Here is a 26,998-nt window from a genome sequence, read left to right as displayed (position 1 = left end):
TCATTTGGACTTCCGGAAATGATCGTTATTTTTTTCATAAGAGTGCACCTGCTTCTCGTCTTAATCTTTTAGGAGTGGAGCAGCAGAAATGGTCAATACATGCTGAGGGGGCAACCCAAAGAGTATTCTTCCATACAACTCCAGACAAGTAGATGCCGTTGTAAGTGCATGGTTTGCACCACCTCGAATATCACGGTATATTTGGGACAGCGGATTGGAATCAGCTATAACGCTGCCTCCGCTTTCTACCATCACCATATCGACTGCTTCGGTACATAACATAGCTGCATATCCGATATCCGTTTGGATTTGCGCAAACTCTTTTTTACTAAATGGCTCCCCATTTTTAATATGGTTCTCCAAATTTTCGATGGATCGATTGATGTGAAGATGTGCAGATTCAACTTTCATAGCAGCAAGTCCTACTTTGTACTGAATATGCCCAACCTCTGCCTGCGATCTGTGGATGGTCATCGCAATTCCTTTTCTAGGCGCTGAGTCGACAAAATGTTCCAGTGCGCCCCTGGCCAGACCAAGTATGGCGCTTATACCCGTTGTAAGACTGCTTATTACATTCGCATAAGGCTTGTAACGATCTATTCCTTGTAATTGTCGCAGCATGGAACTCGACTTATTTATGAATTCTTGATCTTGAACTACTACATATTGTTCCTGAATAAATAAATTATTGATTTCCAAACTATTGCTTGCGGAACCTTTCAAACTCATTGTGTACCAGTCATCTACAATTTTAATTTGACTCATAGGAACAACAGCCAGCATCATTCCTGGGTTCTCCTGCACGGCTTTAGGGTCCATTAAATTTAACAATGCATGCGTTGCATGCTTAGAACCCGAACCAAATCCCCATAAACCGCGCTCAACAAAATAACCCCCCTCTGTCTTTCTTACAATGGCTTTACGTGCTTGCAAAACGGAACAGAATCGTATTTCTTCTTCATGTTTAAAAATTGAATCTAGCACTTCTGAATCTAGTAACAAAGAAGCGTTAAAGTTATTTCCATTTATAATTTGAACTACCCAACCAACAGAACCATTTCCTTTTGCCACTTCAGAAATAATTTCAATTAATGCTCGAATACTAACTTCATAACCACCATACTTTTTTGGAGTTCCAAGCTTAAATAGTCCTGCACGGGAAATTTTTTGAATAAGCTCCTCGGGTATGTGTCTATCCTCATCAATTCTTCTTCCAAACTCTCGCAGAACCGGAACCAAATCTGATGCATTTTGAAGTAATTGTTGCTCTTCATCAGTGAGTTTATTTACTGCACCTAAACCTGCCATTAAGAACACTCCTTTTTATATACACCTGTATATTTAATTGCTATTTATAGCTTAAATACTACGGTGTATAATAAAATAGGTCAAAGAGCAGAATCGTAAATGTGTCGATTAACAATACAGATAGGGGTTTTTATATGGATAATGAGAAATTAGATCTTAGGATAAGAAGAACTCATAAGCTGCTCTACAACGCATTGTTATCTTTAATGGAGAAGCAATCCTTTGAGGCAATAACCGTACAGCAAATTTGCGACTTAGCTATGGTTCATCGGACCACATTTTATTCTCATTTCAATGACAAGTATGATTTGCTCACACGTACGCTGAGACAAATTGCCGAAGAAGAGTTTATGCTAAATAAGCATACTCCCCCTGAAATTTTTCAGGAGCTATTCGAAACTGCGTCTAAACATAAAAGCATATTTTCACAGCTGTTATCTGAAGATAGAAACTCCCTGCGTAATATTATTCGGAGAGAAATGGGTGCAGGTATAAAAGAGTATTTAAATACCACTTTTCAATTGAACAGCAACTCCATTGATACTGAAATTGTGACAGAAGCGCATATCGGTGCAATTCTAGGCGTGCTAAATTGGTGGATAGAAAACAAGATGCCTATTGACCAAGGCGAAATATATAAAAGGTTAGAAAATTGGAATTTCTCTGTATTTAACAATAAAATGACTCTTTAGCCCAAGCAATGAAGCGGCAGACCAGATTTGGTCTGCCGCTTTGTCATTAGATAGTACTAGCTACTCCAGCTTTTGAAGAAGCTTGTTAATTACCTGGGCCGTTTCAGCCCGCGTTGCAATAGCAGCTGGATCAAACCGATTTTGATTTTTGCCATTCATTATTCCCAGCTCAGTTACTAAAGCGACTGCTTGCTTCGCCCAATCCGATATGTCACTTGCATCGGCGAAGTCCAGAGCCGTTTGGTTGGGAGACTGCTCGTCATCATTCAACATCGCCCAAGCTCTGGCCATTATGCTAGCCATTTGTTCTCTGGTCAGCGCTTCATTCGGAGCGAACGTCCATGCATTCTTCCCTTGAATGAGTCCCGCAGCTACCGCTGCTTCTACCTCTCCATAGAACCAGTTATCTGGTGATACATCATCAAACTGTTGCTCAGTGCTCGTTGTGCCAGCGGCACCAGTATCGAGATTGAGCGCCCGAACGAGCATCGCTGTAAACTCAGCGCGGGTCGTCTGTTTTTGCGGGGCAAACCGCTCATTCGAAAGCCCGCGGACGATATGCTTGGCCGTTAATGAACGGATTGCATCATTCGCCCAATGCGAAGCAGGCACATCGCTGAAAGCTGCTTCATAAGACATGACCGCATATTTGCTGAAATGAGGTACGGAGGTGCTGATCTGCTTGGCAGCCTTGTCAATTTTGCCGCCGACATACTCCCACTTCTGATCGTTTTCGTTGTACCAGTAAATGCCCAGCAGATTTTCTTCATCCGCGCTCGCGTTATAGCTCAATCGAATGCCGACTGGCGAGGAGAAATTGGGCAGCTCCTTCTCCGTACCATTTGCTGTGCGGATCAGCAAAGTAAACGCGTAAGCTTCCCCGGATGATTTTAAGCTGCCGGATTGAACGTTCTGCTCCAGCCTATCCAAAGACAAAATAATTTGCGCTGTTGCAGCTTCATTTGCTCCAATAAGCTTTGCCAAATCCGCAAGCACGCTTGCTGGAATTTCAAGCACTACTCCACTGCCTTCTACACGAAGTGTTGAAGATCCCAGCAATGTGCCGGCATTGGCAGGAAGTACAAGCTTGCTCTTGCCGGCGGCAAGCTGAAGTTTAACGATCCCGCCATTGCTGCTTGCCAGCTCATTGCCCGTCACCACTTGATTCGTTGCTGGTAGCGGCGTTGCCGATGGCGACGGTGTTGGCGTCGATGATGCAGTCGGACTCGACGTTGCTGGTGCTGGTGTCGCAGTTTGTGACGGCGTTGGCGTTGGTGTCACTGGCGAATCCGTTGGCACTGGTGTAGGTGTTGGCGTCGGTTCAATCGGTGCCGCCGTCACCGTCACAATGGCCTCCGCACGGAGCGGGGTTCCATCAACCGTCCCTGAAACAGTAAAGCTTCCTTCTGCCGCATATTGCTCAGCGCTTATTTCATCCCAGACGACAAAGGCGGTCCCTGTCGCATTGTTTTCATACGTAACCTGAACGCTTGCCGGGAGGCTCGGCGCAGTGCCAACAGTCGTAGCTGCCGCTGCTTGATCTACGCTCTTGATATCTTTGCCCTCATACAAACCCTTCACTTGCGAGGCTGTCATCGGACCATTGTAAATCCGGAAATCATCAAGGCCCGCATGCAGCTGCGCCCCGTTGCCATAACCGGATACGCCGATCTTTTTAATATCCGCGGTAGCGGTTATGGTCCTCGGTGTGCCGTCAGTGCCAAGCGTCTGCGCCACCCCATTTTTATAAATCGCCCGTTCGCCGGTCGCGGAATCAAATGTAATGACGACATTCGTCCATTCATTCAGCGGCAGAAAATCGTTCGGCGATTGCCTCACATAAAAACCGTTGGCGCCATCGACATAGAAAATGCTCGAGTTGCCATTGTAGGTCAAGAAAAAGCCATTGCCCGCATAATTGCTTTCCGGCTTGAACCATAGCAGCACATTTTCCCGGTCATTCATATTATCCGTCCGTTTAATCCAATAGGACAGTGTCAAGCTGCTCGGCTGCAGGGCCTCACTATTGCCTGCGTCTACATAGTTTCCGGAAACGCCGTTAAACTGCAAGGCTCCTCCGGTATGCCCATCGCTTACCCAGCCCAATTCACCATTAATCGTGCCATTTAGTCCAGAGGCAGAGGCATCCTGTGCGACTGTCCCTTCCATCTCATCGAAATTGTAGCGAACAACGAGTGAAGGATAACCTTGAATCTCTCGGGCCATTACCGTTACGGTTGCCGTCGCTTCCAGACTTGTGCCAATAACGAGGCCTTTTACCGTAAAGCTGCTGCCCGCTTCCGCGTACTGCTCCGGCTGGATGTCATTCCATCTCACCGATGCATCAATGGAGCTGCCATTTTTCAAATAAACCTTTACCGAGGCTGGAAGCTTCGGAGCTACATCCACTGGAGTGGACACCTGTACCTCCTCCATGCGTTCGATTTCATCAACTGGCGGAGCGACCATTGCTGCAATTTCCGCCGCAGTTAAAGCCCGGCTGAACAGCTGAAAATCATCAACGCTGGCATTTAAATAAGGATCGCTATACTGCGATTTGCCGATATAGTTATTTTTCGTTTTGCCCAGGCTTCTCGGCGTTAACGTCATTTGATCATTGCGTCCAACCTCTACACCGTCCACGTACAAAATGCCCAGCGGGCCATCCAGCGTTACCGCTACATGTCTCCATTCGCCCGTAGTCAGCGCCGGTCCGGTAATCGATTGCTCGGCTCCTGGCTGGTTTCCACCCGTCGTTATGCTGAATTGCATCGAGGAGCCTACCTTCGGCGCCAAAAACATATAGGATTGCGTTCCTGTGCCAAAATCAAACAATCGGGAGTAATCATTCAATTGATCACCCTTCACCCAGGCTGCAACCGTTATTTTCTCCGTAAGTCCCAGTACATTGTCCGGCAGCAGCACATAACCGTCCGTACCGCCTACTTTGACCGCATTGCCCGAGCGGCCGCTTGCCCATGCAGACGTGCCTTTAAGGGAAGCATCCTTTCCGCTGCCAGAGGAATCTGCGGCAATCGTACCCGACGTCTCATTAAAGTTATAGCTCGCAATAGCCTCCGGAAGGGCCGCTGGCGGATTAACGGTAATGCTTACCGTATCGCTGGCATTCAGCTCCGAATCATCTGCGCTTAGCTTTAACACATAGTCGCCCGGCTCATTAAACTGAGCTGTTGTAACAGCCGAGGTCGCATAGCCGAAGTCCACCTCGCCGCCCATAGGGCCGGATTCCATGCTCCATTGCACCGTGAGCTTTCCAGCCGGAAGGCCGTCATCCTCCACACTGCCTTTCAGCACCAGATCATCATATAGATGAATGGCCTGATCATCGCCCGCATGAATGGTTGGCGCTGTATTCGGATCTGGCGAAGTTTCGCTCAGCTCTACCGTATAATTCGCGGCTGCTGGCGCATCTATCGCAAGCATCGCTTTTGCGCCAAACGCATTCAGCTTGCCTGCTGGCTGCCCATCCACCGTGACGGCATAGGCTCCTGGCTTCAAGCCCTCGAGCGTCAAATGAACTTGGTGCGCTGTACCCGGCGTCAGATTTTTAATATCCAGCGCAGCTGCATCCTTGGTTTTGGACAGCACTGCATGCGTAAACTGGTCCCGCTCAAGCGTCAAATACAGCTTTTCGGTAATCAGATTTATTTTCTTATAAAGCCCATCTATCGGCTCAATTGAATAAGAACCGCTATCCTCCGTCACATTCGCTCCATACCCTGTCAGTCCAAAAATCGGATCAACCGCAACGTCCGCGCTTAAAATTTGCAGGGCGCCGAACAAGCCAAGGTCGGATTCTCCCGTCATGCCTCTCCAGCCGTTAAGCAGGGGCAGCGATGCGCCGCCGCCATGTCCAAGCGTGCCAAGATTGCCCTTCTCCGCTTGATACGTCCATGCCGAAGCGCCATAGTTGGCTGGATCGTCGCTGATTTGTCCCGTGTTGATCGAGCCAATGTTGGCGATTTTCGCCGCATATGAAAGCCGCTGCTCCACTTCCCGGTTGCTGCTGGATTGGTAGCGAATCCAGTCATCCATCGCATAACCGGCGAGCGATACGGTGTACTGAAAATTCCACCAGTTTTCGCCCGTAATCGTCACCGGGTCCGTGTAGTAATACCACACTGGCATATGGCCGCGCGAGGCCCGTGTTTTGGCATTGATTTTGCTCATCATTTCTTGAGCTTTGAGCTGCTCGGCCGCATTATCGCTTTGCATTTTGGCAAGGGTGTAGACCGCTTCCTCACCCGTGTTGTCGTAGCTGTATTCCGAGCCATACGGATATTTCGTATTTTTAAAATTATTATATTTCGTTGCCATTTTCCCAATGATATCGCTCGCCTCGACGACGTAGCCTTCATCCTGCAGTGCTTGAATAATTGCTGGCGTAGTCAGCTCGCCCATCAATCCCGTATTCCAGTTGTAGGCAACCGGCCCTTCATAGAGCGCCTTCATAATATTGTAGGCCCGCAGCAAATACGTATTTGCATCATGCTCATAGTCAATGAGACCCGGATATTCCTTGACGATTTTATACATGCTGAAAAAGGTGTTGTAAATGTGCGGATACGCGTAACCGCGATAGGTCGGCGTCGTATTCGGCTCCGGCATCAAAAAGTCATGAATTAAATAATCCTCATGATGGCCGTTCATCAAATTTGTCCAAATCGCCGTCTCCAGATATTCGTCGACCGCCTTAACCTCACGCGCCACTGGATCAAGAGCATTTTTCTCCGCCAGAAACTGTCCGTGCGTCAGTCCCCAATCGTCGCCCCAGCCCCAATAGCCGTTGAAATTGCCCATTTTCTTCTTCGTGTTCATCATCCAGTCATCAAACACTTTGTCATGAAGTTCGCCTGGCGCCTGCCACTGCATGGAATCCACCATAAATTCGGAGTGCGCTGCCAAAGCCTCATCAATTGGAGATATGGCATAAAATTGCAAAACCGTACTCAAGCCGTCTCCGTAGCTGACCGTAATATCATTCGGCCCTAGCTTTGTCATTTGCAGCTCGTAAATATGATGATCGCCAGCCTTGCTCTCCACCAGCGGAATATCGTTGCCCGCTTCATCCTTAACGGAGTTAATCGTCTGCTTCGTACGCAAATCGAACTTCGCTTTCTGATTGGTCGGAACGATCATGCCGGGAACGACGCTGACATCGACCAGTCCTTCCTCATACAGCTTCTGCTTCATTTGCTGCTCATCAGCTACAGCATGAAAATTAAAGCCATACTGATTGTCAGCTCCCGCTTCCAGGATGAGGCTTGTATTCGGCAAATAGCCGCGGTTCGTCTTCTTAATCACATTGGAATGAATGTAATAGACGTTCAGCCCTTCTATCCATTTGCCGCTTTCTCCCGTCCATTTGCTGTTCGGACGTTCCTCTTGACGCCACCGATCCTGGTATTCAAATCCAGCCTTCGTCTGCGCATCCGGCGTCATCAGCAGGTAGGAGCCTAGTCCACTAGGACGGCTTGCCGTCATATACGAGCTGTTATTACCAACAAAGGAGTGGCTCACGACCCGCGTTTCATAAATCGCATCCCCGTAATTCCACTGCTCATTGAACGGAAGCGGTACGCCGTAATCGCCGATCTCCAGCTTTTGCCCACTCGTATTCGTCAGATGAATAGTCCAGTTTAGCGTGCCATCCTCCTCCAGCGTGTAGGTTTCCACCAAGGTGAAATCCTTTATGCCGCCGGCATTTTGCGACCCCGCATACGTTACGGTTGTCACATCGCCGTCTCTTGCGATCTGCCGCACATCGCCCGATTGATTAGTCGACACTTCCTTCCATTGGCCGTTATCGCCCAAACGGTACGTAAACATTAACTCGCCCATCCATTGATGATCGGCTGTATTTTGCTCTGGCGCCACCGTCTTGTTCATCACATACTCAGTTGGGTATAGATCGCCTTTGATTTTCAGCGAGCTGATTTCGCCATATTCCCCGATCTCCACCTGCAAGCCGCCCTCTGCTTCCGCACCCCAGGCCTTCCCGATTAATGGGCTAAACAACCCCGCTATTAGTGCTACTGCTGAAAATAAAGCTATGGTCCGTCTAGCCGTTAACGTCTTCCATCTCTTCTTTATCACAAAACAGCCTCCTTGTTAATCGTTTAGATTTTTACTGAGAAACCGCTACTGCATTCTAGCTCCTCAATCCAATAGGAAACAGCAGACACCCCTTTCCACTTACTTAACAAGCCTATGTAAGCGCTTTTTTATTATCATAGCACGGTATTTTTGATTAGGATTTAATGATTTCAACCAAAACTTTCATATTCGCAACTTGATTTCATAAATCTAAACGTATAACCCATTCACATGCAAGCAGTCTGCCTTCTCATTTTTTCGATTGAGTTTATGAGCAGCCTTGAGTATGATAGAGAAAAAAACGAAGCTGTTCATTCATACAAAGCCAACTCAAGTATGATGGAGGTGCACGTTGAAACCAACCGTTTTGCATTTTATCACACCGCCGGTTCCTTGCATTATCGATTGTGGTACAAACGTCTACGCGCCGGGCGAGCAGCATATTAGACGCAGAAGCATTGGCGTCTTTGATCTCATTGCGGTCACCCGTGGCACCTTATTTATTAGCGAGGAGGAGGAGCAGTGGAGTCTGAAGCAGGGGCAAATGCTCATTTTGCGCCCCGATGCGCTGCATTACGGCTTTGCTCCATGCACGGAGCCTACCGAAATCATCTGGATTCATTTTCAAATTTTCGGAAGCTGGCGCACAAGCGAATCGTTGCAGGCTGCTGCTGAAGAGCAGGCCACTCTCATGGAGTCGCACCGGGCAAAAGCCTATTTGCACAACCGCGATTTGAGCTCTATTTTTATCCAAAAGCACAGAAGCCTGTCCGCTCAGGCTCTCAGCCTGCTGGGCCATTTTTCCCAGCTGGAGCAGGTGCCGCCCACCCTGAGCAATTGGAAAAGGCAGGATCTTTTTCAAGCCTTATTGCATGAATTGAAGGAAGAGCAGGCGTTAGCCTCAGACTCTACGACAGCCGCTCTTGCCAGGAAGATTGAGCTGTTTATCCGCCAAAACTATGCGCTCCCCATTACGAATAAAATGCTGCAAATTCACTTAAACTATCATCCTAATTATTTGGCCAAATGCATGAGCAAGATGTATGGTGTAACCCCCGTCGAATATTTGCTAGTCTATCGCATGGAGCAGGCGAAGCGTTTGCTCGCGCAAACCTCGTATCCGATTGGCAAAATCGCCGAGGAGGTCGGCTTTGTCCATACGTCGCATTTCACCTCTCACTTTACGAAGCGCGAGGGGCTATCCCCGTCCAAGTATCGGCAGGTGCACTCCCCTGTCTCGTAGTTCAAGGGTGAGTAGCAAGGCTGATTTTCGAGGTTGGTGCCCGTTTATCGGAGCAAAAGAATAATAGTAGGAAAGTAAAATAAAAACAGCGGACACCGTTATGAACGGCGTCCGCTGCTTGCGTTTACGATAAGCGCTTTGCGCATAATCATTTTTTTCACTTTCTCTCGGCGCTCGGCGGGGGATTGGAGATGAAAGGACTGCTCTTGGCCAATCGCAAGCAGCGCCTGTTTGCCCGTCTCTGCGGCAAGCCGCTCATCCTGCAAAATATAAAAGGCAAGCTGATAGCTCCATGTTTCCAGCTCTCTGAGCGCCTCGACCGTTTGATTCAGGCTGACTGCTGCCTGCATGCCTTGCACCTCACCCTCTTAATTGGGACGTTTCTAGTCTACTCTTTAATGCTCATATTATTTAACGCCATATCGCTTAATGCGATCTGTCTCTCTTCCTCGCTGCCCTCAGCCGTCACACTGCCTTTATATAATGGCTCGCCAGTTGCAGCATTCATGACCACAACGGTTCGAGCATCTTCCTTAGCGAGCAAAACATAAAGACGCTCTCCATTCATAAAAAAGCTCTGCAATTCGCCCTCGCCAATCTGACTTGACAACAGTGACCAATTGTCACCTCGTCTTTCTCCTGTTTCCAGACTGTAGCGTGATACCGCAATTAGCGTCTCATTGTAATTTGTAAAATAGAGGTCACCGCCTGAAATGTAGCGTCCCCCCATTCTACGCGCATCCAATTTCTGCATTTCATCCGGCAAGCGCTGCGTTATCCCGCTCTTATACGAATACACATAAAGCTCTGCCGGAACGCTTGTCGGAACGCTGCTGCTGTTGGTGTCTCCCGTCTGTTCCTGCATAACGATACTTAAAACAAAATAATCATTGGGTGCTGTATAATCATTTTGGATGGTGGCAGATGAAAGGGGAGAAAGCTTGGTCCCAGCAGCATCTACAAATTCCACGGCAATCCTTTTAATGAGCTGACCGCTAGCCGAATCGATTATATAATCAAAATACTGGCTTGCTCCTGATTGCCTGTTATCTGTTTCATATTGGTTTACCATCACATGAAGACCATCTGCCTGCAGCTGTACATCATATATGGTGGCATGCTCTCTCATGCCTTGCTGAGATAGAGGAGTTAATGCAATCGAATAGTCTTCGACCTTGCCGGTGCTTCGATTCAGTATCTCTACCTCTATTGTTCCTTCCGGGTCACTAGTAGCCGAATTGTATGGAATTTTCGCATAGGCTAACCAGTCCTGATCCTGATAAAAGCTGCCTATCTCCGCTTTGCCCCGCATGAAAGCGGGATATTTTTCAACAAGCTCTCTCATGCCCTCTCGCTCATAAAACCACTCACGAGCATCGGTTATATACGATTCATAAAGGGACTTCCTGCTTCGATACTCACTGCCATGTATAGTTAAATTCAGAGGCTGCGAGCCTTTCCCGCCTATATACGAACCGACTAATACCAGATTGGCCGCTTCATTCGCATCCCCTTCCAGCGTCTCTAATCGATATTCCGGCAAATGGTCTGCCGAGCCAAAAGCGTAATACGTGCTGAACCCTGCTGCTGCGAGCAGGACGAGCGCCAGCGTAGTTAAATAACGTTTCATCTTGCTCCCCCTTACACGGTAATCTTTTTGTTTAACAGCCTGATGCTGAGCCATACGGATACCACAACGAAAATGGCGGTTAATGCCAGTATGATAGCGTAAGTTTCACCTGGATATAAATAGGAAGCCACATTCCCCGGCCGCTGCAAAGTAATAGGAGCCAGCAGCGCGGCACCGCATACGAACACATAAATAACAGCAAAACCAATACCAATCACCCGATAGCTTCGTTCCAGCAAAACAACTGTAAAAGCAGCAAGTACGGTTAAAATTCCGATCGCATAGGCCATCACAAACACGTCAAACTGGCCTGGAATGAGCACCTTCAGCACTTGATTTTGCAAAATCGCCTGCGACAAATAGGACGGATCGCGCAGCTCTTCTGGTACAACCAAATTGAACAGCATCATTTCAAGTGGAAGCAGCAGCAGCTGGAATGAGACCAGTCCGAACGTAAACAGCACAATCGCCGTCAGCTTCGCTGCGTAAATGGAGCCACGGCTGCTCGGCAGCATCAGCAGCCGATAAATAAACGTATCGCGCCCCAGCCAATCGCGGTACCAAATGAGAAAAACATATCCGGCGATAACTGCAATGCTGATCAGCACCGGAAAGGAAAACCAAAATTGATTGTTGAACATCAGCTCATTAAACGTCAGCTTCCCGGTTTCGGAGAAAGGGTGATACGTTATCAATTTATCACTCCAGCCGGGGCTCGTTCTAATGCCGCGCTCACTAAGTGACCACAGCAGCACTACTCCAAATTGCATGAGAATGGTTAACGCCATTAATCCGCCAAGCAAATAGCGAAAGCGGTGCACTTCCATATGTACCAGCTTCAAATAAAACTTCAAGCCTGATACACCTCCTTCATAACATCCACAATCGACTTGGCTTCCTCCATGCGAAGCTGCTCGCAGTTGAAATTGCGGATAACCGAACCATTTTGGAGCAGCACGGCCTGATCAATAAGATGTTCGACGTCTGCGATCTCATGCGTCGTAATTAACACACCGCGATCTTCAATCAGATGGCTTGAAAAAACTTCCGTAATGAGCGCACGGCTAAACATATCAATGCCGGAAAACGGCTCATCCATCAGAACATATTCGGTATCCAATGCCAGCCCCAACAGCAGGTTGAACTTTGCCGCCGTCCCTTTGGATAAATTGCCGATCCGTTCTTTGCCCTCCAGTTGAAAAAAGCTCATTAGCTCTTTGGCCCGCTCTTCATTCCAGCTGCGGTAAAAATCCGCCATAAACACCATCGCTTCATCCAGCTTCATCGCAGGCGGCATCGTCAGATGGTCCGGGATAAAAGAAATTTTCTCATACCGCTCCTTGCCAAGCTTTCGCCCATCCATTGTGATTTCGCCCTTGCGGATTGGCGTCAGCCCCATAATGGCCTTCATTATAGTCGACTTGCCTGCCCCATTCGTGCCGATCAGACAGGTGATTTCGCCCTTCCCGATTTGAAAGGAGACGCCGTCCAGCACCTTGCGCCGCCGATATTTTTTATGGATATCCCGCACCTCAATCATGCTGCGCGCCTCCCCCTTGCTTCTCGCCATTCAACTGCTTATCTTCTGTATACTTATGCTTGACCAGCTCCAGCAGCTCCTCCACCGGAACGTCGATTTTACGAACAGAGGCAACGAAAGCCTCCACAGCCTCGCCAATCAGCTCCGCGCGGATAGCCCGCAATACGTTCTGGTCCGTAGTAATTCGGCTTGGCGAGTTTCCTTCTGTTACGATCAACTGCTGTTCCTCCATTTCCTTATAAGCTTTCTGCGCCGTATTAGGATTAATTTTCAAAAGTGCGCCGAGCTCCCTTCGTGAAGGAATGATTTGTCCGGCTTCCATTTTCCCAATGACCAATTGCTCCTTAAAAAACTTGACGACCTGCAAGTAGACCGGGTCACGGCCATTGAAAGCGACTTCCGTCCAGCCTTCATTTGTCTTCATCCCGTTACCTCTCATTCTTGTTCCAGTGTGTGTACTAAGTAGTTCATACACTTTAAGTGTATTATGCGCATAATACGTTTTTCTGTCAAGCGTTTGTTAAAAAATAGGATGAATGGATATCCTCTTCCCTCTCGCATAGGGATTATTACTTTTAAGAGCAACGGGTCCCCATAGAGCATGCTCCATGGGGACCCGTTTATATTTATTAGCTTCGAAGTTGTTTTGCAAAGTCTGTATGCTAAGCTTACGGTTTACTGCACAAAATAGCCTCTACATTTGGCATCTGCTCTGTTTTGCTTTATTACTGGGACATAGAGCGGCTGAGCCAATCCTCATAGCGCGTTGAGGCAATTCGGGCATTATCGCCTGGGACGAGAGAGTGCTCATTCAGCCCAGCACCAGAGTAAAGCGCATTTACATCTGTGATGACCTGCCGCGAATCCTGATTAGCGCTCATATATCGTTTGATGAATTCGTCTAGACGAAGCTGCTCTGGGCCTGCAAGATCAACGATGCCATTTACTGGCGAGCCAATGGCGTAATCGACCAGCGCGGCGGCTACATCCTCCGAAAAGATAGGTTGAACAAGCGCAGACGGCAAACGAACCCTTTCTCCTTCTGTTGACATATAGATGATACCGGTAACGAATTCAAAAAATTGTGTCGCACGTACGATCGTATAAGGAACCCCAGATGCTTCGATCAATTGCTCTTGGGCCAACTTAGCACGGAAATAGCCGCTTTGCTGTAGGCCGTCGGTGCCAACAACCGATAGCGCAACGTGATGTTTAACGCCAGCGGCTCTTTCGGCAGCAAGGATATTACGGCTTGACGCCTCAAAAAAGGCAAGGACAGCCTTATCCTCAAAGGAAGGCGAGTTCGCCACGTCTACGACAACCTGAGCGCCATCCAGCGCTTCCGCCAGCCCTTCACCCGTAACGGCATTGACGCCTCTGGAAGGTGATGCCACAACTGCCTCATGACCCAGCTCGCGAAGATTATGCACCAGTTTTGTTCCAATGAGTCCGCTTCCACCAATCACTACAATTTTCATGTTATGCCTCCATCCATATGTTTTATCGCGAAACTCTAATGGCAACGAGACAGTCTGTCCTCTCTTAGCTGTCACATCTTCATTAGTGGTTCGCTTTTTCGAACATATAACGAAGATGCGATTCATTTTGTGACAACGGGCCAGACAGCAGAAAAAGAGCAAGCAACGAACAGCATTATGCTATCGTTGCTTGCTCTTATAAGATGGGCTATTTTACAAAAACAGCTCATTTCAACTCTAGTGCAGCTGCTGCTCAAACGCCGCTCCGCTTTTGGTATACAATGCATTTATGCCCTCTACATCCAGCGCAGACAAGGCTGTACGCTGCCCCATCACCGTGCCAGAAGGCAAAGCCTGGGTTGGCGTAATCGTCGGCTTGGTTGGGTCGATGGCAAATGCGCTTTTGCTATAATGCATAATCGAGCCCCAATCATACTTTAACGACTTGAACAGCTCAGGATGATTAATAATAACAAAATTGCTTTGCTTATTGGCCGGGATATTCCCCATACTGACGGTAATGTACGTGTCGCGATTCGGCTTCGTGTGCTCATGCAGCAAGCCGAGCGTATGTCCGATTTCATGAATAATGTTGCCCAGCACATAGTTTACGCCCAGCGTAATAAGCTGCTTGCCGCCAATCATTCCGACATAGGAGCTATGTCCAAGGCCGATTTTAAACGAGACATAATTCGGCTCCGTTCCCCGCAGCGAGAAGGAAATGCCCGGGCAGGCTTGTGCTATTGCAGACATAGCTTTTTTAATATCCTGCTGCGTACTAGCAGGCACATTGGCATCAAAAGAATAAAATACTTTGCCCTTAGGCCACAGGCGCCTCATATCTATAATAATGTCCACATGCGGATCCAATCCCTGCTGGCCCTCCTGCTCGATGAAAGCCTTCAGCCTGCGCATTTTTGCCGCCTCAGCCACAACAATGTCGCCATCGACGATAGCCAAATTATCATACTCTATATACTCGACTTTCACAGGTGTCTGATTGTCGGCCAAATAGACGTAGCCTGTTTCGGCTGTTCCTTTTTGGAATAAATCATTTGCATATACTTCTGGTAATTGCTCTGCCATCTTCTTATTCCTCCTTCTTGTTATTGCCTGCCCTGCTCATACGAGCTGCAAGAGGTTGCTCGCCGATATGTGCACGTTCAGCTGCTGCCTGCCGTTGAAGCTGAGCGCAAGGGCCTGCTGCATATACATCTCCCGCTCGAACACCTGTCCTGCCTGCCAATGCCCGTATACCAAATAAGTGACCGGTTCAGGATGAAAGCCTGTCAGCGTGTTCGGATGGGCCTCCACCGTCACGACAGCCCGGCTGTCCAGACTGAGGCCGATTCGCACTTTGTCCTCAGGGTCTACCGTTCGATCTGCTTTCATGTAATAAAGCTCGCTATCACTTGCAGCATAAGGCTGCGAAAAGTAATAACTCCCGCTTGCGGCCTTCAGCAAGACAACTGCATTGTTTTGCCATAATGAGGCTTCCTTATGCTCGATTGCCCCGACACTGGATAAACCTGCTGACTCGCCATCCTGAGCAGAACGCCACATAAATTGATACTTGGGCTGCCAAGTAAATTGTACTTGTCCAGCGAACGGCCTTGCAGGCGCCGCTCGCCAAATGTAGGTGACTGCGCTTGGGTCATTCAAGCGGGGAAATAGCTGGAACAAACAAATGCTGCCGCTATATGTTGCTTCATTCGTTACCGATACCGTATAGCTTGACACCACTTTTGCAGCTCCTTACGAGAAAAGGGAAGGCTGCTCAAACCGCCCTCCCATTTTCACTTGTTTTTCGCATATAAGAGGAGATTAGGACACAATATTAAGCTGGTTTTTCGCTGTCAGAACAACATCGTGGTTCGTAACGCCATTAAATTCAATTTTGAGTGCCGTATCTGCATATTCGCTAATGTCAATGATTTCGCCCGGCTCAATGCGGCCATATACGAGGTAATAAGCAGGATGAGCAGTAAATTCCGTTTTTGTGTTTGGCTGCGCTTTGATCGCAACAGTCGGCTTATTGTTCATCATCAGGCCGATATAGGCATTATCTTCAGGATTGATCGAGCCGTCCTGGTGAATGTACATGACGCCTTCTTTTCCACCAGAAGAGGCTTGAGAAAATTGATAGGTGCCGCCATCCGCATGGCTGAATTCGACATAATTGCTTGCGCTAAGATCAGCCGCACGTTGAGCGGTCGAGGTAATGGTCGAGCCTGGCTGTGGAACATCAACCTCTGACCAATAGAAGGCATAGTCCACTCCCCATGTAAATTTCGTTGTAGAGCCTGAAGTGGATGGCTTAACCAGCCAAGCAAGCGTGAGCACATTCGGATCGTCCAAATTCGGGTCCACCTGATAGATAGCAAGGCTTGCATTGTACGTCCCATTGTTTTGTACACATACGGAATAAGTCGTTGTCGTTGTTGGCATTTTATTTTTCCTCCTCAATATGGTTTTGGTGCTGCTTACAGGTTCTACTTTATTGGATTTTGTCGTCCATTATTAGTAGCCGGAGTCATCATTTGCTATGACCAAAATCATCGCTGCCTATGACCATTCTTATGACCAAAAACCTGTAATTCTTTGACTATTTCTTCTAAAAAATACTATAATAAAGGCGGATCTGGCATCCAAATTTATCATAAAAAGGAGCGGTTCGAGGAAGATGAAAAAACGAATCACGTACAGTGAAATTGAGGATCAGCTGCAGACGGGAGATATTCTTTTATGTCACAGCGTTATTCATGAGAGCATTATAATCGAGTTTATTGAAGGCTCTCCTTGGTCCCATATCGGCATGATCGTAAGGCTGCCGCAATATGACTATCCGCTGCTTTGGGAGTCAACAACGTTCGACAATATTCCGGATGTTTTACTTGGTAAAACAAAAAATGGCCCCATGCTCGTTCCGCTGCATGAACGTCTTCAAACCGATGTCGGCAATCTTTGGGATCCCATGTTCGCGCTGCGCAAGCTGAATGTCCAGCGTACTCCACAAATGCAGGCCGCACTTTTGGACATTATCGAGGAGCTGCATCACGCCCCCTTCCCAACCATGGCGGAAATGGCGGTAAGCGTCTCGGAGGGACTTGCAGGCATTCACTCCGGGTATAAAACTTTATTTTGCAGTCAGCTGCTTGCTGCAACGTATATTCGCATGGGGCTGCTCTCACCGCATAAGGTACCGAACAGCTATTGGCCGGTTAATTTTTCCTCTGAGGGCCATGTGGAGCTGTTGAATAATGCCACATTTTCGGAGGAGCTGTATTTGCTTGCAGACGGCCTTCAAGGACATGATCAGCATCAAGCCTTATAAATTAGCCATCAAGACAACGCTGCTCGTACTGCTTCTTTTTCTAGCAGAAGCGGACTACCTTAGGGCCGCACAAGCGTTCAGCCTTCCAGAGCCACCCCACCATCCAGATTCAACCGCTCAGCATGGACAACTCGACCTAGCAGGCGTGCAAGTGGACGACGGACTTATTTCCCTTAATGGTGAATGGGCGTTTTATTGGAACCAACTTATTGAACCGGATGAGATTGGGGCTGCCAGCGATGGGCAGCCTGCTTTTATTTCCGTTCCCGGCAGCTGGGGCTCCTCTTCTGCCAAAGCGGCAGCACCGGAAGGAACAGGCTTTGCTACTTATCGCCTGCTCGTTCGAACGGATCCGCTCGACGGCATTTACGGCCTTGCTGTCAAGAGCATTCAAAGCTCCTATCGCGTATTTATAAATGGCAAGCTGGTCGCTTCAGCCGGGACGGTGGGAACTGAGCCCGAACGAGTCGTTGCCCGCTTCGGACAGCCTGTTATGCTTTTTGCCCATAAAGGAACAGACCTTGATATTGTCATACAGGTCGCCAATTATTCCTATCCGTCCGGCGGGATAGAAAAACACATTTTTTTCGGAAGCAAGGACGCTATTCTCAAGCATAGGCAGCAAGGCATTGCTAAGGACCTGTTTTTGTTCGGCTCGATTTTTACCATGTTTGTTTACCATATGGTGCTTTATTGGCTTAGGCGAAGCCAGCTGTCCTCCTTGTATTTTGCTTTATTCTGCTTATGTATTTCGATACGTACCTTGTTTGTCAATGAACGGTTTATTTCCGTACTCATCCCCGATATGAATTGGCAGCTGTTTGCCAAGGTTTCCTATTTGACTGCTTATATGGGCGCACCGTGCATTTTTTTGTATATTCAAAGCCTCTACCCGGCCTACTTCTCTAAGCTGAAAACGCGCATAGCCCTAATCCTTTTTGCAGCTATTTCCGTCCTCGTAGTGGTTGCTCCTGCATCTGTTTACCATTATTCGCTGCCTTATTATCAAGTTATGATTATGCTTGCGCTGGGTTATATTTTGGTTAAGCTCATTTACGCCGCGGCTCGTGGAGAACAAGGAACCTATCTCATGCTGATCGGCTTTTTGAATTTATTTCTGTTCGCTTTAAATGATGTGCTTTACAACAACAATCGGACAAGCCTTGGTTCACTGGTTCCATTCGGGCTGTTCATTTTTATTGTGCTGCAATCTATTTTGCTATCGCTTCATTTCGCTCGCGCCTTCAAGGAAATAGAGAAGCTGTCCACCAAGCTTATGTTGTCGAATCAAATTAAGGACCAGTTTCTCGCTAATACCTCGCATGAGCTGAAAACACCACTTCAGGGCATTATTGGGCTGGCGGAATCTTTAGCCGAAGGGGCTGCCGGAAAGCTGCCGGATATAGCCGTAGGGCAGCTGAGGCTCATTCATACAAGCGGTCAGCGACTGTCGCATCTCGTTAATGATTTGCTGGATTTAACGAAGCTGAGGCATAAAGAAATCGTGCTGCAGCCGACTGTCCTGAACATTCGGCAAGCCGCTTCGCTTGCCATAGAGCTGCTGGAGCCGCTATCCGAGCGCAAGCAGCTCGCCATTCGCAATGACATTCCTGCCGGGCTGCTGGCTTTTGCTGATGAAAATCGATTGATGCAAATTTTCAACAATTTGCTGGGTAACGCTATCAAATTTACTCATGGCGGCTGGGTTGCCATCACAGCAGCGCAGCAAGGAAAGTGGCTGCTTATAACAGTCCGCGATACTGGAGAAGGCATTGCACCCCAGCATTTGGAGACGATTTTTGAAGCCTTTGAGCAAGGAGACGGCTCGATGATCCGGCGTTACGAGGGCTCAGGGCTTGGGCTCAGCATCTCCCGCAATCTCGTGGAGCTGCACGGCGGGCGAATTTGGGCGGAATCGGCCCTTGGCAAGGGGGCGGCGATTTGCTTTACGCTTCCTGTTTATTCGGCGGGTCAGACCGATAAAGAGAAGGTTAACGAGATTGTGAGAGACAGTCACAGGGAACATCTAACGAGCAGGGAAACTGCCGCGGGACTAGCTGACGGCGGAGCTGATGCTGCGGCTACCAAGACTACAAGGACTACAGAAGCCACAGAGACGGCGGAAAAGGAATCGGCTGCGGCGGGCGCAAAAGTAGGAGCTGAAGAAGTAGCACGGGCTGCTTCTGTGATGGAAGCCCCTTCCGTGCTAACTGTGGACGATGATCCGATTATTTTGCAGGTGCTGTCCAACCATTTGACCGCAGAGGGTTTTCAAGTTCGGCAAACGACCGGTGGACACGGCGCCCTTCAGCTACTGGCAGAGGGCTACCAGCCGGACCTCATTATCGTTGATTTAATGATGCCGCAGATGTCCGGCTATGAGCTGTGCCAGGTCATTCGGCAGCAATATGACGAGCATGTGCCAATCCTCATTTTGACAGCGCGCAATCAGCCAGCCGATCTGGAGCTTGGATTTGCTAGCGGCGCAAATGATTATCTGATTAAGCCGGTCACGAAATCGGAGCTGATGCTGCGGCTCAGGCTCCATCTCAAGCTCGCGACATGGGAACAGTCGATGGAGCGGGAGGTTTTGGAGCGAACGGTGCATATTCGCGAATCGATGAAGGAGACGGCAATCGCCATGGCCGATATTGGCGCTTATGAGGAGCGTAATCGCATCTCCAAAGAAATTCACGATGCGCTGGGCTATGCACTGACTACGACGCTGATTCAGCTGGAGGCGGGACAAAGCCTGCTCGCTGACAAGCCCCAAGCCGCGAAGCAGCATATGATTAATTCGCAGGAGCTGGTACGGCAAGGCTTGCGGGATGTGCGTCAGTCCTTGCGCAGCTTGAAAGAGCGTGGCGAACAGGACGATGAACGGGAAAATGATTTCAGCGGACGCATTGAGCGCCTGCTGCAGCATACGGAATCGTATGCAATGGTCGTCATCACACGCACTATGCAGCTTGACGGAGTGCAGCTTAGTCAGGAGCAGGAGAAGCTGCTCTATTACGCACTGCAAGAGGGGCTTACTAATGGCATTCGCCATGGCGCAAGCAAGCACTTTGACTTCCAGCTGATGCAGCGGGAAGGACGGGTTATTTTTTCCCTTGGCAATGAGGGAATTCCCTATCGCCCGGAACAGCCGGACGGCCTTGGGCTGCATTATATGAAGCAGCATGCAGAAGCAGCGGGCGGCCAGTTTCACGTTGATAACGCGCAAGGTACCGGCTGCTTGATAGAAATTATACTACCCACACAGAAGGAGCATACTTAAATGGAGCCTATTCGATTAGTAATAGCCGATGATCAGCGCCTGCTGCGCGAAAGCCTGCGGACAGTCATTGAGCTGGAGGAGGATATGGAGGTCGTTGGTCTGGCCGAAAACGGGCAGCACGCCTGCGAGCTTGTTGATGAGCTGCGGCCAACGCTCGTATTGATGGATGTGCAAATGCCCGTTATGGATGGCATCAGCGCCATTCGCAAAATTAGGGCCCGGCATCCGGCGCAGCGGATTTTGATTTTGACGACGTTTACCGATGATGACTATATTATTGAAGGGCTGGCTGGCGGGGCTATCGGCTATTTGCTCAAGGATATGGACAAAGCAAATCTGCTTGCCGCCATTCGCAGTGCTGCGGCTGGGCAGCATATGCTAACCCCCGAAATCGCGACGAAGCTCGCAGCGCGGCTGTCAGCAATGTCCAAAGCAGCGCCGCAAGAAATGAATGCGCGGAAGCTCAGGAGGCTAGGCCTCCAGTTCACAGAACGCGAAAAGCAAATTATTGCGCTGATGGTACAGCCGCTGACTAACCCGCAAATTGCGGATACGTTATTTATGAGCGTCGGCACGGTCAAAAATTACGTCAGCATCATTTACAGCAAGCTGGGCACCAGTGACCGGATGCAGGCGGTTGCCAGCCTTCAGGAATTATTTTCAGTGGATGAGGGAATGGAATAGCGCTTTTCGGATAAAATTTTGCGGATGGCCGCAGCGCAAACAGCCCCCGAAGACCTAAGTCCTCAGGGGCTGTTCCATGCTTCAATCTTTTAAATCAGCTTTGAATTAACAAGCAGCCTCTGCACCATTACTGCAATTTCAGCTCTGGTGATAACAGCTTTAGGGGCCAGCTGCATACCCGACCTGCCTGAAAGAATTCCACCCTGCAAGCTGTCCGCAAGACTGCTTCTTGCCCATGCTGCCGCTTCATTCGCATCGGCATAAGGCCGTAATATATCGTCTGCATTTCCTTCTGGCAATCCCGCTTTTAGTCCAGTGATGGCCATTGCTTTAGCGATAATGATCGTCGCTTGTTCGCGGGTTATGGGCTCATTAGGCCGGAAGGTTCCGTCTTCAAAACCGTTGATCAGCTTGTAGGCAACGGCCGTTTGAATCGCCTGATTATACCAAGCGCTGGCCTGCACATCAGAGAATCCAGATGCTCCGGTCTCCAGCTTCAATCCCAGACCCCTTACCATAATAGCTGCAAATTCAGCACGGGTAATCGATGCATTTGGATTAAAACGATCGCCACCCACCCCGCTGATGACCATCCGGGAGCCCATATCATTGATTGCCTGCTGCGCCCAATGGCCAGCAGCATCTTGGAACTCTACTGGATTCCAGACCAAAGCATATGTGCTGTTAGTCAGGCTATATATTTTCGCCCAATAACTGCCGTTCGCCTGTACGATCTTAGTTGGAACATGGCGGATGCTGCCATCTGCCTCAATTACAATCGCTGTTGTAATTCGCTGTGGATCAACGGTGCTCGGAATCGCTATTTCGCGCTCTACATAAGTATTGAATTTCGCAATCTCCTGCCGTGTTGTTCCATTTACAACCTTGACTGTAAACTCAAATGGCTCTCCAATAAGCTCAAAGCCACCCTTTGCAGCGGCTGTTTTCACTTCCTGCAGCCTGCTTGGAGTTAGCGCTGCCAACTCAATTTGAAACTCCAATTGATCCAGCCCTGTCTGCTGCAGCAACTCACGTATAACAGATGAACCTGCAATTTGTTCTACAGACAGCGTATAAGTGGCGCTTCCCGTTTGAATTTTGACAACGGCTTGTTTTTGCTCCAGCGCCCTCACATTATCCCCATTAAGCTTCACGATCAACGAACCCGATTTGATATCCACAGGAAACGTAACGACAACTCCGCTTGCTTCATCCGCAAGCCTGCTCTTTAGCGCTGCCTGATTCACGGTCAATGTCGTTACACTTTGATTGTTGACCATTGTAGTTGTAGTCGAGCCTATGTTGTATATGGTTCCATTTATTAAGACATTAACACCAGTAGTCGTTGGCGTACTTGGATTGCTCGTGCTTCCTCCGCCGCTTCCTCCGCTGCTTCCTCCACTCGAAGGAGCAGTCGGTGTTACCGCATTAGACTCAGCAGACGAGGCGCTGCTGCCCGCAATATTAAGTGCTTTTACGGTGAACGTATAAGTGGTTCCGTTCGTGAGTCCCGTCACCGTTATTGGGCTGCTAACACCAGAAACTGTAATATTCCCTGGCATCGCTGTCACTTCATACCCTTTCACTGGGCTCCCCCCATTGTCGACAGGGGCAGTAAAGCTAACGACTGCTTGTGCATTGCCGGGAGCAGCTGTGATAGCCGTAGATGTGCCAGGAACTTGAATATTTAGGCGCGTCACCTTCACCGTATAGGTTTTAGACAGCTTCCCTGCTTCTTCTACAACGATCGTGATCGTCTGCTCAATATCAGCATTCAGACTAATTGGGGAAGAATCCATTCCGCTGGCTATCGTCGCGCCATCCACTTTAATCGTTCCGGCTCCGCTTGGCGTCACGGTTATAGTCGAGACACTATACGGAACTGTCAATCCGCTATAATCATACGTGCCGCTGGCAAAAACAAAACCGCTTGGCGAGCCGCTCAAAACAAGGCTAGTGAGGTCTGATACCTCTGCTTGCGTGTAGCTGGCGCTCGCAATCGCACTATCCAGATTGTCTGCCTTCGTCGCAATCGCTTTTACCGTCATTGCTGCATTTATGACTGGCTTCGCCGCCGCATTATACTCCAGCGTCGAACCGCCTACCGCTGTCGCTGGCATGCTTCCATCCGTCGTGTAGTAGATATGATCGGCTCCTGCCGATACAATCTCCAGCTCTGTACCGAAAGCGACTGCTCCCGCTGCTGGATTAAACGTCGGCGTTTCCTGCGCTACCTGCTCGCGCGTCACTTTAATCACATACGTTTTTGCACTTTTTCCCGTTTCTGTTGCCACAACGGTAATCGTGCGCTCCACTCCCGGCGTTAGCAAAATGCCCGCCGAGGCTGCTCCGCTCGCTACCGTCGCTCCGTCCACGGTCAGCGTTCCTGCTCCGCTTGGCGTCACCGTTACGCTCGCGACGCTATTGTCTACCGTCACGCCGTTATACGCATACGTCCCGCCTGCAAAAGCAAAACCGCTCGGCGCACCGCTTAGCTCAACGTCCGTCAAATCCGCTGTCGCCGCCTGCGTATAGCTTGCACTCGCCACTGCACTATCCAGATTGTCTGTCTTCGTCGCAATCGCATTTACCGTCATTGCTGCATTTATGACTGGCTTCGCCGCCGCATTATACTCCAGTGTTGAACCGCCTACCGCTGTCGCTGGCGTGCTTCCATCCGTCGTATAGTAGATATGATCGGCTCCTGCCGATACAATCTCCAGCTCCGTACCGAAAGCGACTTCTCCTGCTGCTGGATTAAACGTTGGCGTTTCCTGCGCTACCTGCTCGCGCGTCACTTTAATGACATAAGTCTTTGCACTTTTTCCCGTTTCTGTTGCTACAACGGTAATCGTGCGCTCCACTCCCGGCGTTAGCGTAATGCCCGCCGAGGCTGCTCCGCTCGCTACCGTCGTTCCGTCCACGGTCAGCGTTCCTGCTCCGCTCGGCGTCACCGTTACACTCGCGACGCTATTGTCTACCGTCACGCCGTTATACGCATACGTCCCGCCTGCAAAAGCAAAACCGCTCGGCGTACCGCTTAGCTCAACGTCCGTCAAATCCGCTGTCGCCGCCTGCGTATAGCTGGCACTCGCCACTGCACTATCCAGATTGTTTGTCTTCGTCGCAATCGCTTTTACCGTCATTGCTGCACTTATGACTGGCTTCGCCGCCGCATTATACTCCAGCGTCGAACCGCCTACCGCTGTCGCTGGCGTGCTTCCATCCGTCGTGTAGTAGATGTGATCAGCACCTGCCGATACAATCTCCAGCTCCGTACCGAAAGCGACTGCTCCCGCTGCTGGATTAAACGTCGGTGTTTCCTGCGCTACCTGCTCACGCGTCACTTTAATCACATACGTTTTTGCACTTTTTCCCGTTTCTGTTGCTATAACGGTAATCGTGCGCTCCACTCCCGGCGTTAGCGTAATGCCCGCCGAGGCTGCTCCGCTCGCTACCGTCGTTCCGTCCACGGTCAGCGTTCCCGCTCCGCTTGGCGTCACCGTTACGCTCGCGACGCTATTCGCGACAGTCACCCCGTTATACGCATACGTGCCACCGGCAAAAGCAAAACCGCTCGGCGTACCGCTTAGCTCAACGTCCGTCAAATCCGCTGTCGTCGCCTGCGTATAGCTGGCACTCGCCACTGCACTATTCAGATTGTTTGACTTCGTCGCAATCGCTTTTACCGTCATTGCTGCATTTATGACTGGCTTCGCCGCCGCATTATACTCCAGCGTCGAACCGCCCACCGCTGTCGCTGGCGTGCTTCCATCCGTCGTGTAGTAGATGTGATCAGCACCTGCTGATACCATCTCCAGCTCCGTACCGAAAGCGACTGCTCCCGCTGCTGGATTAAACGTCGGCGTTTCCTGCGCTACCTGCTCGCGCGTCACTTTAATCACATACATTTTTGCACTTTTTCCCGTTTCTGTTGCTACAACGGTAATCGTGCGCTCCACTCCCGGCGTTAGTGTGATACCCGCCGAGGCTGCCCCGCTCGCTACCGTCGTTCCGTCTACGGTCAGCGTTCCCGCTCCGCTTGGCGTCACCGTTACACTCGCCACACCATTCGCGACAGTCACCCCGTTATACGCATACGTCCCGCCTGCAAACACAAAACCGCTCGGCGCACCGCTTAGCTCAACGTCCGTCAAATCCGCTGTCGCCGCCTGCGTATAGCTGGCACTCGCCACTGCACTATCCAGATTGTTTGTCTTCGTCGCAATCGCTTTTACCGTCATTGCTGCATTTATGACTGGCTTCGCCATCGCATTATACTCCAGCGTCGAACCGCCTATCACTGTCGCTGGCGTGCTTCCATCCGTCGTATAGTAGATATGATCGGCTCCTGCCGATATAATCTCCAGCTCCGTACCGAAAGCGACTGCTCCCGCTGCTGGATTAAACGTCGGCGTGACCTGAGTTGCCTGCTCGCGCGTCACTTTAATCACATAAGTCTTTGCACTTTTTCCCGTTTCTGTTGCCACAACGGTAATCGTGCGCTCTACACCTGGCGTTAGCGTAATCCCCGCCGAGGCTGCCCCGCTTGCTACCGTCGTCCCGTCTACGGTAAGCGTTCCTGCTCCGCTTGGCGTTACCGTCACGCTAGCAACTCCGTTCGCTACCGTCACGCCGTTATACGCGTAAGTCCCGCCAGCAAACACAAAACCGCTCGGACTACCGCTTAGCGCGAGTCCCGTCAAATTCGCTGTCGCTGCCTGCGTATAGCTCGCGATGCCTACAGTACTGACCAGCTTGCCTGTCTTCGTCGCAATCGCCTTCACGGTCATTGCTCCACTAATTGCAGGCTTCGCTGACGCATTATATTCCAGCGTCGAACCGCCTACCGCTGTCGCTGGCGTACTACCATCTGTCGTGTAGTAAATATGCTCGGCTCCTGCCGATATAATTTCCAGCTCTGTCCCAAACGCGACTGCCCCTGCCGCCGGATTAAACGTTGGTGTGTCCTGAGGTATAGGGCTGATCATATTCGTCAGCGTGATGTCATCAATATTCAAGTTGGATGGCGCTAAGGAATTTGAAAAGCGCCACTGAAGCGTTACAGAAACAACATTGGAGTAGTTGTACGAGGTTCCATTGCCCAATAAAGTTGATATTTGAAATTTCTGGTTGACTCCGTTTTCATACAGGTTAACTGACCCTGCGCTTGAATGCGTAGCAATTACTGCACCTCCAGCATCCTTTAATGTGACCGTAAGCTGATCAAGCCTAGGGTTCACCAAGTCTGAATATGCGCTGATACCTAAATTCTGAAAGGTAAAGTTGTCCAGCACGTTCTGCCCTTCTGCTTTAATGACGAGTTCTCCAGAGGTATTCGGACTCTGCAAATGCTCTGACCATAAAGAGGTTCCATCCTGTGCAAAGCCATTCGTTACAACAAACTTATCTCCCTGCTTCTTGAATCCCGGTCCGCCTGAATCATTTGCCCCTAAACTATCACCAAAATGATAAGTGCCATCTGCTGTTCCCGCAGCTGCATTCAGACTTGCCGGAAGCAGATTAAGCATAACGGCAAGCACAAGCAGTAAAACGGCAACTCGTTTGATCGGGCTGCCAGACTCTCCTCGCTTCATCGTAACTTTGCCATCCTTCTGCCCCACTAAATGATGCCTCATAACTGCATCTCCCCTTGTTCTAATAGAAATCTTCACATTTTTCACAAACTGCA

General features: G+C 49.5%; 17 protein-coding genes. 5 read left to right on the top strand and 12 right to left on the bottom strand.

Annotated features, from left to right (window positions below):
• Positions 1-60 precede the first annotated feature (60 nt).
• Complete coding sequence (locus ABEW34_RS06080; RefSeq protein ID WP_430155945.1) at positions 61-1,308, bottom strand: acyl-CoA dehydrogenase family protein; 1,248 nt, start codon at positions 1,306-1,308, stop codon at positions 61-63.
• A 134-nt stretch (positions 1,309-1,442) separates the two neighbouring features.
• Between ABEW34_RS06080 and ABEW34_RS06075 the strand changes: the two genes are divergently transcribed.
• Positions 1,443-2,000 (top strand): TetR/AcrR family transcriptional regulator, encoded by a 558-nt coding sequence (locus ABEW34_RS06075; protein ID WP_430155942.1) that lies wholly within the window; start codon positions 1,443-1,445, stop codon positions 1,998-2,000.
• Between the two features lie 60 nt (positions 2,001-2,060).
• Here ABEW34_RS06075 and ABEW34_RS06070 read toward each other — a convergent pair whose 3' ends face one another.
• Positions 2,061-8,048: a DUF5695 domain-containing protein gene (locus tag ABEW34_RS06070; protein WP_430156196.1), complete on the bottom strand. Its 5,988-nt coding sequence runs from the start codon at positions 8,046-8,048 to the stop codon at positions 2,061-2,063.
• A 421-nt stretch (positions 8,049-8,469) separates the two neighbouring features.
• Here ABEW34_RS06070 and ABEW34_RS06065 point away from each other — a divergent pair, with 421 nt between their 5' ends.
• On the top strand, positions 8,470-9,360 hold the full coding sequence (locus ABEW34_RS06065; protein ID WP_430155940.1) for an AraC family transcriptional regulator: 891 nt from the start codon (positions 8,470-8,472) through the stop codon (positions 9,358-9,360).
• Positions 9,361-9,458: 98 nt separating this feature from the next.
• Here ABEW34_RS06065 and ABEW34_RS06060 read toward each other — a convergent pair whose 3' ends face one another.
• From ABEW34_RS06060 to ABEW34_RS06020, 9 genes are all read right to left on the bottom strand, one after another.
• Entirely contained in the window at positions 9,459-9,719 is a 261-nt protein-coding gene (locus tag ABEW34_RS06060; RefSeq protein ID WP_430155937.1) for a hypothetical protein, read from the bottom strand.
• Positions 9,720-9,748: 29 nt separating this feature from the next.
• Entirely contained in the window at positions 9,749-10,990 is a 1,242-nt protein-coding gene (locus ABEW34_RS06055) for a hypothetical protein (protein ID WP_430155935.1), read from the bottom strand.
• Between the two features lie 11 nt (positions 10,991-11,001).
• Positions 11,002-11,844, bottom strand: a complete 843-nt coding sequence (locus ABEW34_RS06050; RefSeq protein ID WP_430155933.1) for a hypothetical protein — start codon at positions 11,842-11,844, stop codon at positions 11,002-11,004.
• Positions 11,841-12,530, bottom strand: a complete 690-nt coding sequence (locus ABEW34_RS06045) for an ABC transporter ATP-binding protein (RefSeq protein WP_430155931.1) — start codon at positions 12,528-12,530, stop codon at positions 11,841-11,843. Before ABEW34_RS06045 ends, ABEW34_RS06050 begins: the two co-directional genes overlap by 4 nt.
• Complete coding sequence (locus ABEW34_RS06040; protein WP_430155928.1) at positions 12,523-12,954, bottom strand: GntR family transcriptional regulator; 432 nt, start codon at positions 12,952-12,954, stop codon at positions 12,523-12,525. The genes ABEW34_RS06045 and ABEW34_RS06040 overlap by 8 nt, the downstream gene beginning before the upstream one ends.
• 301 nt (positions 12,955-13,255) lie before the next feature.
• Positions 13,256-14,008, bottom strand: coding sequence for an SDR family oxidoreductase (locus tag ABEW34_RS06035; RefSeq protein WP_430155926.1), 753 nt, complete (start codon positions 14,006-14,008; stop codon positions 13,256-13,258).
• A gap of 237 nt (positions 14,009-14,245) precedes the next feature.
• Complete coding sequence (locus ABEW34_RS06030; RefSeq protein WP_430155923.1) at positions 14,246-15,094, bottom strand: M12 family metallopeptidase; 849 nt, start codon at positions 15,092-15,094, stop codon at positions 14,246-14,248.
• A 36-nt stretch (positions 15,095-15,130) separates the two neighbouring features.
• A complete protein-coding gene (locus tag ABEW34_RS06025) occupies positions 15,131-15,748 on the bottom strand; it encodes a hypothetical protein (protein ID WP_430155921.1) in 618 nt (205 codons plus the stop codon).
• An 84-nt stretch (positions 15,749-15,832) separates the two neighbouring features.
• A complete protein-coding gene (locus tag ABEW34_RS06020) occupies positions 15,833-16,456 on the bottom strand; it encodes a hypothetical protein (RefSeq protein WP_430155918.1) in 624 nt (207 codons plus the stop codon).
• A gap of 235 nt (positions 16,457-16,691) precedes the next feature.
• Here ABEW34_RS06020 and ABEW34_RS06015 point away from each other — a divergent pair, with 235 nt between their 5' ends.
• The 3 genes from ABEW34_RS06015 to ABEW34_RS06005 are packed head-to-tail and all read left to right on the top strand — an operon-like array spanning position 16,692 to position 21,306.
• Positions 16,692-17,342 (top strand): hypothetical protein, encoded by a 651-nt coding sequence (locus tag ABEW34_RS06015; protein ID WP_430155915.1) that lies wholly within the window; start codon positions 16,692-16,694, stop codon positions 17,340-17,342.
• The gene (locus ABEW34_RS06010) at positions 17,299-20,622 is read left to right on the top strand and encodes an ATP-binding protein (protein WP_430155912.1); all 3,324 of its coding nucleotides are present in this window, start codon (positions 17,299-17,301) and stop codon (positions 20,620-20,622) included. The genes ABEW34_RS06015 and ABEW34_RS06010 overlap by 44 nt, the downstream gene beginning before the upstream one ends.
• Positions 20,623-21,306: a response regulator gene (locus tag ABEW34_RS06005; protein WP_430155909.1), complete on the top strand. Its 684-nt coding sequence runs from the start codon at positions 20,623-20,625 to the stop codon at positions 21,304-21,306.
• Between the two features lie 89 nt (positions 21,307-21,395).
• Here the strand turns inward: ABEW34_RS06005 and ABEW34_RS06000 are convergent, their stop codons facing one another.
• Positions 21,396-26,945 (bottom strand): cadherin-like beta sandwich domain-containing protein, encoded by a 5,550-nt coding sequence (locus tag ABEW34_RS06000; RefSeq protein WP_430155907.1) that lies wholly within the window; start codon positions 26,943-26,945, stop codon positions 21,396-21,398.
• Positions 26,946-26,998 lie beyond the last annotated feature (53 nt).

It is taken from the genome of Paenibacillus algorifonticola (genome assembly GCF_050481745.1).
Taxonomy (GTDB): domain Bacteria; phylum Bacillota; class Bacilli; order Paenibacillales; family Paenibacillaceae; genus Pristimantibacillus; species Pristimantibacillus algorifonticola_A.
Note: the sequence above shows the minus strand (reverse complement) of the source record. Positions and strands in the feature narration are given on the sequence as shown.

Coding starts and splice junctions, on each gene's coding strand:
- ABEW34_RS06080 (WP_430155945.1), bottom strand. CDS start 1,308: ATGGCAGGTTTAGGTGCAGTAAATAAACTCACTGATGAAGAGCAACAA.
- ABEW34_RS06075 (WP_430155942.1), top strand. CDS start 1,443: ATGGATAATGAGAAATTAGATCTTAGGATAAGAAGAACTCATAAGCTG.
- ABEW34_RS06055 (WP_430155935.1), bottom strand. CDS start 10,990: ATGAAACGTTATTTAACTACGCTGGCGCTCGTCCTGCTCGCAGCAGCA.
- ABEW34_RS06045 (WP_430155931.1), bottom strand. CDS start 12,530: ATGATTGAGGTGCGGGATATCCATAAAAAATATCGGCGGCGCAAGGTG.
- ABEW34_RS06040 (WP_430155928.1), bottom strand. CDS start 12,954: ATGAAGACAAATGAAGGCTGGACGGAAGTCGCTTTCAATGGCCGTGAC.
- ABEW34_RS06035 (WP_430155926.1), bottom strand. CDS start 14,008: ATGAAAATTGTAGTGATTGGTGGAAGCGGACTCATTGGAACAAAACTG.
- ABEW34_RS06030 (WP_430155923.1), bottom strand. CDS start 15,094: ATGGCAGAGCAATTACCAGAAGTATATGCAAATGATTTATTCCAAAAA.
- ABEW34_RS06020 (WP_430155918.1), bottom strand. CDS start 16,456: ATGCCAACAACGACAACGACTTATTCCGTATGTGTACAAAACAATGGG.
- ABEW34_RS06015 (WP_430155915.1), top strand. CDS start 16,692: ATGAAAAAACGAATCACGTACAGTGAAATTGAGGATCAGCTGCAGACG.
- ABEW34_RS06005 (WP_430155909.1), top strand. CDS start 20,623: ATGGAGCCTATTCGATTAGTAATAGCCGATGATCAGCGCCTGCTGCGC.
- ABEW34_RS06000 (WP_430155907.1), bottom strand. CDS start 26,945: ATGAGGCATCATTTAGTGGGGCAGAAGGATGGCAAAGTTACGATGAAG.